This window comes from Streptomyces sp. NPDC005485 (assembly GCF_040606085.1).
Lineage (GTDB): Bacteria > Actinomycetota > Actinomycetes > Streptomycetales > Streptomycetaceae > Streptomyces.
Genome location: NZ_JBEXDZ010000212.1, coordinates 1 through 14,168, shown reverse-complemented (window position 1 = coordinate 14,168; position 14,168 = coordinate 1). Strand labels below are relative to the sequence as shown.

General features: G+C 70.1%; 13 protein-coding genes. 10 read left to right on the top strand and 3 right to left on the bottom strand.

What is annotated here, in order from left to right; translation table 11 throughout:
* The first annotated feature begins 326 nt into the window (after window positions 1–326).
* The 7 genes from ABZS97_RS40160 (at window position 327) to ABZS97_RS40130 (ending at window position 7,930) form a co-directional block, all read left to right on the top strand.
* On the top strand, window positions 327–1,382 hold the full coding sequence (locus ABZS97_RS40160; RefSeq protein WP_356147229.1) for a BMP family ABC transporter substrate-binding protein: 1,056 nt from the start codon (window positions 327–329) through the stop codon (window positions 1,380–1,382).
* A gap of 253 nt (window positions 1,383–1,635) precedes the next feature.
* Window positions 1,636–3,282 carry an ABC transporter ATP-binding protein gene (locus ABZS97_RS40155; protein ID WP_356147226.1) on the top strand — a complete coding sequence of 549 codons (1,647 nt, stop codon included), beginning with the start codon at window positions 1,636–1,638 and terminating at the stop codon, window positions 3,280–3,282.
* A complete protein-coding gene (locus ABZS97_RS40150) occupies window positions 3,282–4,412 on the top strand; it encodes an ABC transporter permease (RefSeq protein WP_356147223.1) in 1,131 nt (376 codons plus the stop codon). Before ABZS97_RS40155 ends, ABZS97_RS40150 begins: the two co-directional genes overlap by 1 nt.
* Complete coding sequence (locus ABZS97_RS40145; protein ID WP_356147220.1) at window positions 4,409–5,674, top strand: ABC transporter permease; 1,266 nt, start codon at window positions 4,409–4,411, stop codon at window positions 5,672–5,674. Before ABZS97_RS40150 ends, ABZS97_RS40145 begins: the two co-directional genes overlap by 4 nt.
* The gene (locus ABZS97_RS40140) at window positions 5,671–6,084 is read left to right on the top strand and encodes a cytidine deaminase (protein ID WP_356147217.1); all 414 of its coding nucleotides are present in this window, start codon (window positions 5,671–5,673) and stop codon (window positions 6,082–6,084) included. The genes ABZS97_RS40145 and ABZS97_RS40140 overlap by 4 nt, the downstream gene beginning before the upstream one ends.
* Window positions 6,085–6,170: 86 nt before the next feature.
* Window positions 6,171–7,454, top strand: a complete 1,284-nt coding sequence (locus ABZS97_RS40135) for a thymidine phosphorylase (RefSeq protein ID WP_356147214.1) — start codon at window positions 6,171–6,173, stop codon at window positions 7,452–7,454.
* Between the two features lie 89 nt (window positions 7,455–7,543).
* A complete protein-coding gene (locus tag ABZS97_RS40130) occupies window positions 7,544–7,930 on the top strand; it encodes an STAS domain-containing protein (RefSeq protein WP_356147211.1) in 387 nt (128 codons plus the stop codon).
* On the opposite strand, the gene ABZS97_RS40125 is transcribed toward ABZS97_RS40130, so the two are convergent.
* The gene (locus ABZS97_RS40125; RefSeq protein ID WP_356147208.1) at window positions 7,823–8,830 is read right to left on the bottom strand and encodes a sigma-70 family RNA polymerase sigma factor; all 1,008 of its coding nucleotides are present in this window, start codon (window positions 8,828–8,830) and stop codon (window positions 7,823–7,825) included. The two genes, ABZS97_RS40130 and ABZS97_RS40125, sit on opposite strands and share 108 nt — an antisense overlap.
* A 360-nt stretch (window positions 8,831–9,190) precedes the next feature.
* The gene (locus ABZS97_RS40120; RefSeq protein WP_356147205.1) at window positions 9,191–10,489 is read right to left on the bottom strand and encodes an MFS transporter; all 1,299 of its coding nucleotides are present in this window, start codon (window positions 10,487–10,489) and stop codon (window positions 9,191–9,193) included.
* Window positions 10,490–10,551: 62 nt separating this feature from the next.
* Here ABZS97_RS40120 and ABZS97_RS40115 point away from each other — a divergent pair, with 62 nt between their 5' ends.
* Window positions 10,552–11,514 carry a LysR substrate-binding domain-containing protein gene (locus ABZS97_RS40115; RefSeq protein WP_356147202.1) on the top strand — a complete coding sequence of 321 codons (963 nt, stop codon included), beginning with the start codon at window positions 10,552–10,554 and terminating at the stop codon, window positions 11,512–11,514.
* Window positions 11,515–11,553: 39 nt separating this feature from the next.
* Here ABZS97_RS40115 and ABZS97_RS40110 read toward each other — a convergent pair whose 3' ends face one another.
* On the bottom strand, window positions 11,554–12,315 hold the full coding sequence (locus ABZS97_RS40110; RefSeq protein WP_356147199.1) for an alpha/beta hydrolase: 762 nt from the start codon (window positions 12,313–12,315) through the stop codon (window positions 11,554–11,556).
* Between the two features lie 113 nt (window positions 12,316–12,428).
* Between ABZS97_RS40110 and ABZS97_RS40105 the strand changes: the two genes are divergently transcribed.
* Both ABZS97_RS40105 and ABZS97_RS40100 read left to right on the top strand, forming a co-directional pair.
* The gene (locus ABZS97_RS40105) at window positions 12,429–13,544 is read left to right on the top strand and encodes an adenosine deaminase (RefSeq protein WP_356147196.1); all 1,116 of its coding nucleotides are present in this window, start codon (window positions 12,429–12,431) and stop codon (window positions 13,542–13,544) included.
* A 170-nt stretch (window positions 13,545–13,714) separates the two neighbouring features.
* A complete protein-coding gene (locus tag ABZS97_RS40100; RefSeq protein WP_356147193.1) occupies window positions 13,715–14,074 on the top strand; it encodes an ATP-binding protein in 360 nt (119 codons plus the stop codon).
* The last annotated feature ends 94 nt before the right edge of the window (window positions 14,075–14,168 follow it).

Sequence of the window (14,168 nt, the reverse complement as noted above, 5' to 3'; positions counted from 1 at the left end):
GCGAGCCGGTCGATCCCCGGCTGTGACGGGTGGGTGGCGGCGGGGGTGTTCTTCGGGCCCCCCGCCCCCCCCCCCCCCGCTTCCACGTTTCCCGAGACTTCTCCGATGGCTCCCCGCGGGCCGTCGAGGGTCCCCCGCGCAGGTCACCCAGCGCCACCGGGCCTTTGCGGTAGGCAAGGCTGTGCCCGGCGGACCGGTAGCGTCGGGCACAGCCGGATAACAAGGTGGACAGAAGGGGTTTTCTAGTTGGTCTACGCGCGTTAATCTGCGGCGAAGCCAGCGCCGAGGACGTTCCGCCAGGCGCTTGTACGACAGGAGCACAACACATGCGCCGGGTTCCCCGCATCGCGCTCGCAGGCGCTGCGACCGCCTCGCTCGCCCTCGCCCTCACCGCCTGCGGCGGTACCTCCAGCGAGAGCAGCAGCTCGTCGGAGTCGAAGGGTGCCAAGGGTCTCGCCATCGCGTACGACGTCGGTGGCAAGGGCGACCAGTCCTTCAACGACGCCGCGTTCTCCGGCCTGGACAAGGCGCGGAAGGAGTTCGGCTACAAGACCGCCGACGTCGAGCCCACCGAGGGTGAGACCGACGCCGACAAGACGCAGCGTCTGGTCTCGCTGGCCAAGCAGGGCTACAACCCGGTCATCGGCATCGGCTACGCGTACGGCCCGGCCGTCAAGGAGGCCGCGGCGAAGTTCCCCAACACCACCTTCGGCATCGTCGACGACTCCACGGTCGAGTCGAAGAACGTCGCGGACCTGGTCTTCTCCGAGCAGGAGGCCTCCTACCTCGCCGGTGTCGCGGCGGCCAAGGCCACCAAGACGAACACGGTCGGTTTCGTGGGCGGCGTGGACGTCCCGCTGATCCACAAGTTCGAGGCGGGCTTCGAGCAGGGTGTCAAGGACACCAGCGGTGGCAAGGTCAAGGTGCTTTCGCAGTACCTGACGCAGACCGCGCAGGAGGGTGGCTTCTCCAGCCCCGACAAGGGCAAGACGGCCGCCGAGGGCCAGATAGAGAAGAAGGCCGACGTCGTCTACGCGGCGGCCGGTCTCTCCGGTCAGGGTGTCATCGAGGCCGCGTCCGCCGGCAAGGTGTGGGCGATCGGTGTCGACTCCGACCAGTACAAGCAGGAAGCCCTCGCGAAGTACAAGGACTCGATCCTGACCTCCGCGACCAAGGATGTCGCCAAGGCGGTCTACAACCTCGCGAAGTCGGTCAAGGACGGCAAGCCCGAGAGCGGTATCGTTCGGGGCGACCTGAAGTCCGGCGAGGTCGGCCTGGCTGATTCCAACCCGGTCTACCAGAGCAACACCGCGATCCAGGACGCCGTCAAGGCAGCCAAGGAGAAGATCATCAGCGGCGAGATCAAGGTCAAGACCAGCTGACGAGCAGAACCTCAGGAGCAGCAAGCGGTCCCGGGGAAGTTCCCGCCCGGCCTTCCCCGGAGCCGCCCAGTAACCGCGGGGTTACGTCCGCTCAACGGGGTACAGGGAGTCTGCTCCCTGCACCCCGTTCTTGCGGCGCGTCGCCCCTTTCGTTGCCGTAGGGGCGCTACGCGCGTAGACGACCCCCTTTCCCTCAGGAGAGTGCGCCATCAACGCGTCCAGCAGCCCTCCGGCCGGCGCGGTCAACGGTCAGGTGACCGCAGTCGAACTCGCCGGGATCACGAAGCGATTTCCCGGCGTCGTGGCCAACCACGACATCCACCTCAGCGTCCGCCAGGGCACGGTCCACGCCCTCGTCGGTGAGAACGGTGCCGGCAAGTCCACGCTGATGAAGATCCTCTACGGCATGCAGAAGCCGGACGAGGGCACCATCGCCGTCGACGGCGAGCACGTCGTCTTCTCCTCGCCCGCCGACGCCATCGCGCGCGGCATCGGCATGGTCCACCAGCACTTCATGCTCGCCGACAACCTCACGGTCCTGGAGAACGTCGTCCTGGGCAGCGAGAAGCTGTACGGCATCGGCGGCCGGGCCCGCCGCCAGATCCTGGACATCTCCAAGCGGTACGGCCTCGGCGTGCGCCCCGACGTCCTCGTCGAGGAACTCGGTGTCGCCGACCGTCAGCGCGTGGAGATCCTCAAGGTCCTCTACCGCGGCGCCAGGATCCTGATCCTCGACGAGCCCACCGCGGTCCTCGTCCCGCAGGAGGTCAACGCGCTCTTCGCGAACCTCCGCGAGCTCAAGTCCGAGGGCCTGTCGGTCATCTTCATCTCCCACAAGCTGGGCGAGGTCCTCTCGGTCGCCGACGAGATCACGGTGATCCGGCGCGGCACCACGGTCGGCACCGCCGTACCGTCCGAGACCACCCCGCGCCAGCTCGCGGAGCTGATGGTCGGCAGCGAGCTGCCGACGCCGGAGACCGCGGAGTCGACGGTCACCGACAAGGCCGTGATCGAGGTCAAGGACCTCACGGTCTACGCCTCGGGCATGGTGTCGACCGGCAAATCGTCGGCCGGCCTGCTCATGGACGAGGTCAAGCGCGGTTCCGTACGGCGTCTCCTCGACGACATCTCGTTCACGATCCACGCGGGCGAGGTACTGGGCATCGCCGGTGTCGAGGGCAACGGTCAGACCGAGCTCATCGACGCGCTGATCGGCCTCAAGTCCGCGGACTCGGGCACCATCCGCTTCCTCGGCGACGACATCACCTCGCTGCCCACCCGCAAGCGCCGTGAGGAGGGCATCGGCTACATCCCGGAGGACCGCCACCGCCACGGCCTGCTCCTGGAGGCCCCCCTCTGGGAGAACCGCATCCTCGGCCATGTCACCGAGAAGCCCAACGCCAAGGGCTTCTGGCTGGCCCCGAAGGCCGCCCAGGCCGACACCCGCCGGATCGTCGAGGAGTACGACGTCCGTACCCCCGGCATCGACGTCACCGCGGCCTCCCTCTCCGGCGGCAACCAGCAGAAGCTGATCGTCGGCCGCGAGATGAGCCACCAGCCGCGCTTCCTGATCGCCGCCCACCCCACCCGCGGTGTGGACGTCGGCGCGCAGGCCGCGATCTGGGACCACATCCGTGCGGCCCGCCGTGAGGGCCTGGCCGTCCTGCTGATCTCCGCCGACCTGGACGAGCTGATCGGCCTGTCCGACACCCTCCGGGTGATCTACAACGGCAAGCTGGTCGCGGACGCCGACCCGGCGACCATCACCCCGGAGGAGCTCGGCACGGCCATGACCGGCGCCGCCTCCGGGCACCTGGAGAACGAAGAGCTCGCCGAGCAGGCAGAGCTCGAAGAGCCCGCCGAGACCCCGGCAGACGCCCCGGAAGACGAGGCCCGCTGATGAAGAAGTTCGACAAGGAGCGCCTGCTCCTCGCGGTGGCCGGGCCGGTCATCGCGCTCGTCGTGGCCGTGGCACTGACCTCGGTCGTGCTGCTCGCCTCGGGGAAGAGCCCGTTCGAGCCGTACTCGATCATGTTCGAGCAGGCCACGTTCTCCGACATCCAGGTCCTGATCATCAACCAGGCCACCCTGTACTACATCGCGGCCCTCGCGGTGGCCGTCGGCTTCCGCATGAACCTGTTCAACATCGGCGTGGACGGGCAGTACCAGCTCGCCGCCATGATGGCCGCGGTCGTCGGCGCCCACGTCGCGCTGCCCGCGGCGCTCCAGGTCCCGCTGCTGATGCTGACCGCAATCCTCACGGGCGCGTTCTGGGCCGGCATCGCGGGCGTCCTCAAGGTCACCCGGGGCGTCAGCGAGGTCGTCGCGACGATCATGCTCAACGCGATCGCGACCTCAGTGATCGCCTACCTGTGGCTGCCCGACGTCTTCGGCGTCAAGGCCGGCAACAACAACACCACCGGCGAGATGAAGAAGTCCGGCTGGGTGCCCGGCTTCAACATGGGCGACGCCGGCGAGATCTACGGCCTGGTCATCCTCGCCGCCCTGCTCGGCATCGGCTACTGGGTCGTCCTCAACCGCACCCGCTTCGGTTTCGACCTGCGCGCCTCGGGCGCCTCCGAGTCCGCCGCCGCGGCCAGTGGTGTGAACCCCAAGCGCATGGTGCTCACCGCCATGCTGCTCTCCGGCGGCCTGGCGGGCCTCGCGGGCCTGCCGATCCTGCTCGGTGACTCGCACACCTACAGCCTGAACTTCCCGACCGGCATCGGTTTCATCGGCATCGGCATCGCCCTGCTGGGCCGCAACAGCCCGACGGGCATCGCCTTCGCCTCCCTGCTCTGGGCCTGGCTCGACAAGGCCTCGCCCGAACTCGACTTCCACGGCTACGACAAAGAGATCGCGGTCATCATGCAGGGCCTGATCGTGATCGCGGTCGTCGTCTCGTACGAGGGCGTACGCGAGTGGGGTCTCCGTCGCCAGCAGCGCCGCGTCGGCGCGGAGCTCGCCGCGGGCAACGTCCTCGGCGCCTCCTCTGACAACAACACCAAGAAGGAGGTGGCGGGCCGATGACCACCGCAACCGACGTCAACCAGCCCACGCTGCAGCCCGCGGCGCCCAGCGGTCGACGAATGTCGCTGCCCGCCCTTCTGCTGGTCATCGCGGGCGCCCTGGCGCTGACCTCGATCGTCCGCATCATCACCGGCGCCGACGGCATCACCAACGTCAGCCAGATGTCCACCGCTCTCGAACTGGCCGTCCCGATCGGCCTGGCCGGTCTCGGCGGTCTGTGGGCCGAGCGCGCGGGCGTCGTCAACATCGGCCTCGAAGGCATGATGATCCTCGGCACCTGGTTCGGCGCCTGGGCCGGCTACCAGTGGGGCCCGTGGACCGGTGTCGTCATCGGCATCATCGGCGGCTGCATCGGTGGCCTGCTGCACGCGATCGTCACGATCACCTTCAACGTCAACCACATCGTCTCCGGTGTGGCCATCAACATCCTGGCGCTCGGCGCCACCCGCTACCTCGCCCCGCTCGCCTTCGAGGGCAAGGAGGGTGGCTCGGCGAAGCAGTCCCCGCCGGTCGACTCACTCGGCGACTTCACCGTGCCAGGGCTCTCCCACGGACTCAGCACCCTCAACCAGAAGGGCTGGTTCTTCGTCTCGGACATCGCCGGCCTGCTCGGCGGTCTCGTCACCAACGTGTCCTGGCTGACCCTGATCGCCATCGCGCTGGTTCCCGCCAGCTGGTGGATCCTGTGGCGCACCTCTTTCGGTCTGCGCCTGCGTTCCTGCGGTGAGAACCCGGTGGCCGCCGAGTCCCTCGGCGTCAACGTCTACAAGTACAAGTACCTCGCCGTCATCATCTCCGGCGGTCTGGCCGGCCTCGGCGGAGTCTTCCTCTCCATCGTCGCCAACCCCTTCTACCTGGAGGGCCAGACCAGCGGCCGCGGTTACATCGGTCTCGCCGCGATGATCTTCGGCAACTGGATGCCGGGCGGACTCGCCCTCGGTGCGGGCCTGTTCGGCTACACCGACAGCCTCCACCTGCGCGGCGGCTCGGAAAACGTCCACGCGCTGCTGCTGCTCGGCGCTCTCCTGCTGGTCATCGGCGCGATCTGGCTGCTGATCCAGAAGAAGCTGGTGCCCGCCGTGATCGCTCTCGTGATCGGCGTGCTCGTCTTCCTCTGGTACGCCCTGACGGACGAGGTCCCCAGCCAGATCGTCACCGCCACGCCGTACGTCATCACCCTGCTGGTCCTCTCGCTCTCCGCGCAGCGCCTGCGGATGCCGAAGGCCGACGGCCTGCCCTACCGCAAGGGACAGGGCAAGTGACCTCCGCCGACGAGGGCTCCGTGACCGTCGACTGGGAGGCCCTGCGCGCCGCCGCGCGGGACGCCATGTCCCGTGCGTACGCCCCGTACTCGCGCTACCCCGTCGGAGTCGCGGCGCGCGTCGACGACGGCCGCGTCATCACCGGCTGCAACGTCGAGAACGCCTCGTACGGGCTCGGACTGTGCGCCGAGTGCGGACTGGTCTCGCAGCTGCAGAACACCGGCGGCGGCCGCCTGACGCACTTCACCTGCGTCGACGGGCGGGGCGAGATCCTCGTGCCGTGCGGGCGCTGCCGACAGCTGCTCTACGAGTTCGGCGGGCCCGAACTGATCCTGGAGACCCCGGCCGGAATCCTGCCGCTCTCCGAGATGCTGCCGCAGGCCTTCGGGCCGGAGTACCTCACCAAGTAACGCCTGTGCGGCCCCTCCCGACGATCGGACGATGGACGACCGATCGGGAGGGGCCGCGGATTTTCGAAGTCTTCGGAAGGAAAGCCATGGCCATGGACGCCGTCTCCGTCATCCGCACCAAGCGCGACCGCGGTGAGTTCAGCGACGAGCAGATCGACTGGGTCATCGACGCGTACACCCGCGGCGAGGTCGCGGACTACCAGATGGCCGCCCTCAACATGGCGATCCTGCTCAACGGCATGAACCGCCGCGAGATCGCCCGCTGGACCGCCGCGATGATCGCCTCCGGCGAGCGCATGGAGTTCTCCGCGCTGTCCCGCCCGACCGCCGACAAGCACTCCACGGGCGGCGTCGGCGACAAGATCACGCTGCCGCTGGCCCCACTCGTGGCGGCCTGCGGCGCTGCCGTCCCGCAGCTGTCCGGGCGCGGCCTCGGCCACACCGGCGGCACCCTCGACAAGCTGGAGTCGATCCCCGGCTGGCGCGCGCTGCTCTCCAACGAGGAGATGCTGCACGTCCTCGACACCACGGGCGCGGTGATCTGCGCGGCGGGCGACGGCCTGGCCCCCGCCGACAAGAAGCTCTACGCCCTGCGTGACGTGACCGGCACGGTCGAGGCGATCCCCCTCATCGCCTCCTCCATCATGTCCAAGAAGATCGCCGAGGGCACCGGCTCGCTGGTCCTGGACGTGAAGGTCGGCACCGGCGCCTTCATGAAGACCATCGAGGACGCCCGCGAACTGGCCTCCACCATGGTCGGCCTCGGCACGGACCACGGCGTGAAGACGGTAGCCCTCCTCACCGACATGTCCACCCCTCTCGGCCTCACGGCGGGCAACGCCCTGGAGGTCCGCGAGTCCGTCGAGGTCCTGGCGGGCGGCGGCCCCTCCGACGTCGTCGAGCTGACGATCGCCCTGGCGCGCGAGATGCTCGACGCGGCGGGCGTGAAGGACGCCGACCCGGCGAAGGCCCTGGCCGACGGCTCCGCGATGGACGTCTGGCGCCGCATGATCGCCGCCCAGGGCGGCGACCCGGACGCCGAACTGCCCACCTCCCGCGAGCAGCACGTCGTCACGGCTCCCTCCTCCGGTGTCCTCACCCGCCTCGACGCCTACGACATCGGCATCGCCGCCTGGCGCCTGGGCGCCGGACGCGCCCGCAAGGAGGACCCGGTGCAGGCCGCCGCGGGCGTCGAGCTCCACGCCAAGCCCGGCGACACGGTCACCGCGGGCCAGCCCCTGCTGACCCTGCACACGGACACCCCGGAGCGCTTCGAGTACGCCCTTCAGTCCGTCGAGGGCTCGTACGACATCGCGGCCGCGGGCACGGACTTCAAGGCCGCCCCGGTGGTCCTGGAGCGAATCGCCTGACCTGCGCTGTCTCCTTGAGTCGGAACGGGACCGGTGGACCTCCGCCGGTCCCGTTCGGCATGCCGGAGCCGGTGACGCACCGTCCGCCGATGAGTTCCGCGCCCTCGGCTGGTCTACCGAGCGTGGATGCCACGACACCTGCCGTACTCGCCCTGCCGGGACCCGTCCATCGGGACGACGTACCCCGGCTCTGCGACGACGTGCGCGCACTGCTGGAGGCCACCGGGGACGGGGTCGTGGTCTGCGATGTCGCGGGCATCGGGCCGCCGGGCCTGGCCGCCGTCGACGTACTGGCCAGACTGGAGCTCGCCGCCCGGCGGGCCGGGGGCCGGATACGGCTGCGGGGACCCGACCCGGCCCTGCGCGCCCTACTCGACCTGGTCGGCCTCCGCTTCGAGGCTGAGGGGCAGCCCGAAGAGCGGGAACCAGCGGGCGGTGTCCAGGAAGCAGTGGAACCCGGTGATCCGCCCCTTTGAGATCTCCAGCACCTGCACGGCCCACGGCACATAGCCGCCCGACTCCGGGTCCGGCTTGTACTGCGCGAAGCCCGGCAGTCCGTTGACCTCGACCGGGACCAGACGCGAGCCCTCGCAGGGAGCGCCCAGCGTCGTCATGAACCCGGTGATGTCGTCCGTGCCGCGCAGCCACAGGTCGAACGGCGGCATCGTCATGATCGCGTCCTCGTGGAGGAGCGCGGTCAGCGCCGTCATGTCGTATCCCTCGAACGCCGCGACATAGCGCTCCAGAAGCTTCTGCTGCTCCTCGTCGAGCGGGTCGGAGGTGGCCGCCTCCGCACCCGTGGCGTCGCTGTCGGCGAGGGTCGCGCGGGCCCGCTGGAGCGCGCTGTTGACCGAGGCGACGGTGGTACCGAGGAGCTCGGCGACCTCGGCGGCCTTCCACGCCAGCACCTCGCGCAGGATGAGCACGGCCCGCTGCTTGGGCGGCAGTTGCTGCAGGGCGGCCATGAACGCGAGCCGCACCGACTCCTTGGCCACCGCGGCCTCGGCCGGGTCGCTGACCGTCGGCAGGACCCGGGCGTCGGGCATCGGCTCCAGCCAGGTGTTGTCCGCGCGAGGGGTGAGCGCCGCCTGGGCCAGCGGCGAGGGTGCTGTCAGATCCATGGGCCGGGCCCTCTTGTTTCCCGCGTTCAGCATGTCCAGGCATACGTTCGTCGCGATCCGGTACAGCCAGGACCGCATCGAGGAGCGGCCCTCGAACTTGTCGTAGCTGCGCCAGGCGCGGACCATCGTGTCCTGCACGGCGTCCTCGGCCTCGAAGGAGGAGCCCAGCATCCGGTAGCAGTACCCCGTCAGCTCGACCCGGTGCTTCTCCAGCCGGACGTCGAGGTCCGTGCTCGTCGCCGTACCGTCGCTCATGGCCAACCCACCCCTGTGGCTGTCTCCGTCGTGCCGACGCACCGTTGTGCCGACACCCCGGAAGCTACCGCAGCCCACTGACAATGACCCCCCAACCACGAAAACCCCCAGCTCACGGGGGTGGGCGGGCAAACCCCGGGTACCTGGGTGGGTGGGCAAACCCCTCTCACCCCTGGTTTGAACGCTCACCCGGGGTGGGTGGGCAAACCCCGGGCGCCCCTTGTTTCCTTGTCACCCGGGGTTGGTGCTGGGCAGGGGTGGGTCACGCAGCCCGGCGTTCACGGGGTGCCGCTGCGCCCACCCGTGCCGCCCCTGGCGGCACGATTGCCCGCAGTAACGAGGCCCGCAGGCGCCCCGGCCTCAGGCGCCCACGCCGACCGGCGACGACCGCCGTGCCGCATGGGACCCCGCCACCGTGATACCCACGACCCCGAGCACCGCCAGCAACCCAAGCCCCACCGTCCCGCCCCACCCACCCGAGTGGAACGCGACCGCGCCCAGCGTGCTGCCCGCGCTGGACCCGACGTAGTACGCCGACTGGTACAGCGCCGAAGCCTGCGCCCGTCCCCGCTTCGCCGTATGGCTCACGGACGACGACGCGACCGCGTGCCCCGCGAAGAATCCGGCGGTGATCAGCACCAGCCCGAGCAGTACGACGACCAGCGAGTCGGCCAGCGACAGCAGCAGCCCCGAGGCCGTGGTGCCGCCCGCGAGGTAGAGCGCCCCGCGCCGCCCGAGCCGGCCCACCAGCTTCCCGGCCGTGGACGCCGAGACCGTACCGACCAGGTACACCAGGAAGATCGACCCGACGATGCCCTGCGGCAAGGAGAACGGCGCCTCGGTCAGCCGGTACCCGATCACCGTGTAGACCCCGCCGAACACCATCATGAACAGCGCACCGATCGCGTACAGCCGGCGCAGCAGGGGGTTCGCGAGGTGGTCACGGACGGTACGGGCCAGCACCCGCGGCCGCAGTGACCCCGCCACGAAGTGCCGCGGCGCGGGCAGCAGCAGCCGGAAGGCGATCGCGCAGCCGACCGCGACGATCCCGATCACGCCGACGGCGACCCGCCAGCCCCACTCCTGCGCGACCCACCCGGTGATGACCCGTCCGCTCATCCCGCCGACGCTGTTGCCCGCGACGAACAGCCCGATCGCGGTGATCAGCGCCTTGGGCCGCACTTCCTCCGCGAGGTACGCCGTGGCCGAGGCGGGAAGCCCGGCGAGCGCCGCACCCTGGACGGCCCGCAGCGCGATGAGCGCGCCGATGGAGGGGGCGAAGGGGACCAGCATCCCGACCGTCACGGCGATCGCCAGCGACGCCGTCATCACCGTACGCCGCCCGAACCGCTCCGAAAGGGCGCTCATCGGCAGGACGAACAGCGCCAGCGCGCCCGTCGCCGCGGACACCGTCCAGCTCGCCCGGCTCGCGCTCACCCCGAAGTCGGAGGAGACGAGCGGCAGCAGGGCCTGCGTGGAGTAGAGGAGCGCGAAGGTCGCGACCCCGGCGAGGAAGAGCGCGAAGCTCATCCGCCGATAGCCGGGCCCGCCGGGGGCCATACGGGAGTCGAGGTCGATGGAGGCGACGGAGGCGGCGGCGGGAACGGCGGCGGTGGGGGCGTCCACGACGGTGGACGCCCCGGTACTGGCGGAAGGCATGTCTCGAACCTAAACAGCCACCCTTCATCCGTCCAATGCATGGAATCGTCATAATCGTTCCCATGGTGCATCAGCAGAGGTCAGAGAGTCGTCTGTCACCGTCCAGTGACACAGAAGACAGCGCGCACATGTCGAGGCTGCTCGCGCCGCGGCTCGCGTACTTCGCCGGAGTCGCCCGCACCGAGCACGTCACCCGGGCCGCGCAGGAGATGCAGGTGCCGCAGTCGACGCTGTCGCGCGCGATGGTCCGGCTCGAACAGGACCTGGGCGTCGACCTGTTCGCCCGCCGCGGCCGCACGGTCGCGTTGACGGCGGCCGGGCGGACGTTTCTCACCTCGGTGGAGAGGGCGCTGGCCGAGATCGAGCGGGCGGCCGACGAGGTGCGCGCGGACGCCGACCCGGCCACTGGCAAGGTCGCCTTCGGCTTCCTGCACACCATGGGTTCCGAAACGGTCCCTGGGCTCATCCGCGCCTTCCGCGTCGACCACCCCCGGGTCCGCTTCAGCCTCGTCCAGAACTACGGCGAGGCGATGCTGGAAGGGCTGCGCTCGGGGGAGCTGGACCTGTGCCTCACCTCGCCGGTGCCGGACGCGCCCGACCTGATGGCCCGCCGCCTCGACGAGCAGAAGCTCCGACTCGTGGTCCCCGTCGACCACCGCCTCGCCTCGCGCAGGCGCGTCCGACTCGCCGAGGCGGCCGACGAGACATTCGTGACCCTCGAACCCGGCTACGGCATGCGCCGTATCACCGACGATCTCTGCAAGGAGGCGGGCTTCAAGCCGCGCATCGCCTTCGAGGGCGAGGAGGCCGAGACGCTGCGGGGCCTGGTCGCGGCCGGGCTCGGAGTCGCCCTCCTGCCGCCACCGGCCGTGCCCCGCCCGGGAGTTGTCGAGCTGACGGTCACGGCGCCGCGCGCGGCGCGCGAGATCGGCGTCGCCTGGCTCGACGGCCACCAGGACACCCCGCCGGTCGCCGCCTTCAAGAAGTTCCTGCTGTCACGACGGGGCCATCTGCTTCCCGACTGATGCCTGACCGACGTCGGACCGGCGCCCGGCCGACTTCCGTCAGCGCCGCAGCGACTGTCCGAACCCCGCGGCCAGCGGCATCCGCAGCCCGAGCGGTGGCGGCGCCGCGAGCGCGTCCTCCACCGGGCGCGAGAAGGCCCGGCCGAACAGCGTACCCAGTACGAAGTCCTCGGCCAGCGACAGGACTTCGCCCCGGTGCTGGGACAGCGAGTGTCCGTCGGAGTGCACCTCGAAGCGGCAGATGTCGCGGTTGGCCTTCTTCGCGCGCGCCGCGAGGCGGAACGACAACTCCGGGTCGCTGCGCGCGTCGTTGGTGCCGTGCACGATCAGCACGCGCCGTCCGGCCAGCTGCTTCACCGGTTCGGGTGGCGCCGCCACGTCCTCCTCGGGCAGCCAGGGGGCGAGCGCCAGCACGGAGTTGACGGCCTCGTGGCCGCCCGCGTGCAGTGCCGCGCGGCCGCCCATGTCCATCCCGGCGAGGCAGACGGGGACGTCACCGTAGCGGCGTACGACCTCGTCGGCGGCCCAGGACGCGTCGCGGGCGAGATGCGCCTCGCTGCCGTTCCAGCCCCGAAACCGGTAGTGCACCACGTGGGTGACCAGGCCTTCCGTCCGTCCCGCCCGCACCAGACGGCGCCCCAGCGCCCGTACGGAGGCGGTCGCCGCCATGGGGGACGGCTTACGGGCCGAGACCTCCTCGCCGGCCGGGAGCAGCAGCACCACTCCGCTCACCGCCGTCGGTTCCGGGCCGAGCGCCCTCCCCAGCCGGGCCCTGCGAACCGGCGTCGCTTGCTGTGCCATGACAGAACAGTGTCAGAAGCGTCGGTGTACGCCACCCGTCCGCAGGGTCACCTTTGCGTATCGACGGATCGGCGTTACCGGAGCTCTACGCGCGTAGGCGTTAGAGTGCGGAAATGACGAGCCAGATCCAGAACATCCCGAGCTCGGAACAGATCCGCCGGGCGCCCAAGGTCCTGCTGCACGATCACCTCGACGGGGGCCTGCGCCCCGGCACGATCGTCGAACTCGCCCGTGCGGCGGGCTACGAGGGTCTCCCCGAGACCGACGCCGACAAGCTCGGTCTGTGGTTCCGCGAGGCCGCCGACTCCGGTTCCCTGGAACGGTACTTGGAGACCTTCGCGCACACCTGTGCCGTCATGCAGACCCGCGAGGCACTCGTCCGGGTGGCCGCCGAGTGCGCCGAGGACCTCGCCGAGGACGGCGTCGTCTACGCCGAGGTGCGCTACGCGCCCGAACAGCACCTGGAGGCCGGGCTCACCCTCGAAGAGGTCGTCGAGGCCGTCAACGAGGGCTTCAGGGAAGGGGAGCGGCGGGCGCGGGAGAACGGTCACCGCATCCGCGTCGGTGCGCTGCTCACCGCCATGCGGCACGCCGCCCGTGCGCTGGAGATCGCCGAACTCGCCAACCGCTACCGGGATGTCGGCGTCGTCGGCTTCGACATCGCGGGCGCCGAGGCCGGGTTCCCGCCCACCCGGCACCTCGACGCGTTCGAGTACCTCAAGCGCGAGAACAACCACTTCACCATCCACGCGGGCGAGGCCTTCGGGCTGCCGTCCATCTGGCAGGCCCTCCAGTGGTGCGGCGCCGACCGGCTCGGGCACGGGGTCCGCATCATCGACGACATCGAGGTCGCCGACGACGGCTCGGTGCAACTCGGGCGGCTCGCCTCGTACGTCCGCGACAAGCGGATCCCGTTGGAGCTGTGCCCCAGCTCCAACCTCCAGACCGGCGCCGCCGCCTCGTACGCGGAGCACCCGATCGGGCTGCTGCGGAAGCTGCATTTCAGGGCGACCGTGAACACGGACAACCGGCTTATGTCGGGTACCAGCATGAGCCGGGAATTCGAGCACCTTGTCGAGGCGTTCGCCTATACGCTCGACGATCTCCAGTGGTTCTCGGTCAATGCTATGAAGTCAGCATTCATTCCTTTCGATGAACGACTGGCCATGATCAATGACGTGGTCAAGCCCGGCTATGCCGAGCTGAAAGCCGAATGGCTGTTCCGGTAGAAGCTCTCCACCTGCGGTTATTCTCCGGGTGGTGGGTGAGGGAAGGCTTGGAAAAGCGGTCGGGTCTCCATGACTCGGCCGCTTTTTGATGTTTGCGGAGGGCGGGTTTGCGTGTTTACGGTCTTGGACCGCTCACCTCCCCGTCTCACGGACCCAAGGACGCATTCAAAATGAAGCAGTCTGCTGCCAAGACCCTCGGTGTCGCCGCCCTCGGTGCCGCCTTCGCCGCCGCGGGCGCGGGTGCCGCGAACGCCGCGCCCGCCGTGCCGGACGCCTCCTCGGCGCTGAGCACCGTCACCCAGACGCTGCCGGCGGAGAACGTCGCCAAGGCGCTGCCCGGCGCGGGCGAGGCGCTCGCCCAGGGCCAGAGCGCGCTGGGCGCGGGTGTGGCCGCGGCTCAGCCGGCCGCCGCGCGCATCCTCGCCGACGGGCCGACCGCGCCGGTGGCGGGGCTGCTCGGCGGGCTGCCGCTGGCCAACAGCGGGCTGCCCACGCACGGGCTGCCGCTGAACGGGCTGCCGCTCGGCTGAGCCGGGTCCTTCCGCTCTGCTCTGCTCGTACGTACGCCGGTGGGGCGCACCCTGGTTCGGGTGGGCCCCACCGGCGGTTTAGCAGGGGGGGGGA

Bases quoted from the DNA above. Each gene is read 5' to 3' on its own strand.
- ABZS97_RS40160 (WP_356147229.1), top strand. From the start codon at position 327: ATGCGCCGGGTTCCCCGCATCGCGCTCGCAGGCGCTGCGACCGCCTCG.
- ABZS97_RS40150 (WP_356147223.1), top strand. From the start codon at position 3,282: ATGAAGAAGTTCGACAAGGAGCGCCTGCTCCTCGCGGTGGCCGGGCCG.
- ABZS97_RS40145 (WP_356147220.1), top strand. From the start codon at position 4,409: ATGACCACCGCAACCGACGTCAACCAGCCCACGCTGCAGCCCGCGGCG.
- ABZS97_RS40135 (WP_356147214.1), top strand. From the start codon at position 6,171: ATGGCCATGGACGCCGTCTCCGTCATCCGCACCAAGCGCGACCGCGGT.
- ABZS97_RS40130 (WP_356147211.1), top strand. From the start codon at position 7,544: ATGAGTTCCGCGCCCTCGGCTGGTCTACCGAGCGTGGATGCCACGACA.
- ABZS97_RS40125 (WP_356147208.1), bottom strand. From the start codon at position 8,830: ATGAGCGACGGTACGGCGACGAGCACGGACCTCGACGTCCGGCTGGAG.
- ABZS97_RS40120 (WP_356147205.1), bottom strand. From the start codon at position 10,489: ATGCCTTCCGCCAGTACCGGGGCGTCCACCGTCGTGGACGCCCCCACC.
- ABZS97_RS40115 (WP_356147202.1), top strand. From the start codon at position 10,552: ATGGTGCATCAGCAGAGGTCAGAGAGTCGTCTGTCACCGTCCAGTGAC.
- ABZS97_RS40110 (WP_356147199.1), bottom strand. From the start codon at position 12,315: ATGGCACAGCAAGCGACGCCGGTTCGCAGGGCCCGGCTGGGGAGGGCG.
- ABZS97_RS40105 (WP_356147196.1), top strand. From the start codon at position 12,429: ATGACGAGCCAGATCCAGAACATCCCGAGCTCGGAACAGATCCGCCGG.
- ABZS97_RS40100 (WP_356147193.1), top strand. From the start codon at position 13,715: ATGAAGCAGTCTGCTGCCAAGACCCTCGGTGTCGCCGCCCTCGGTGCC.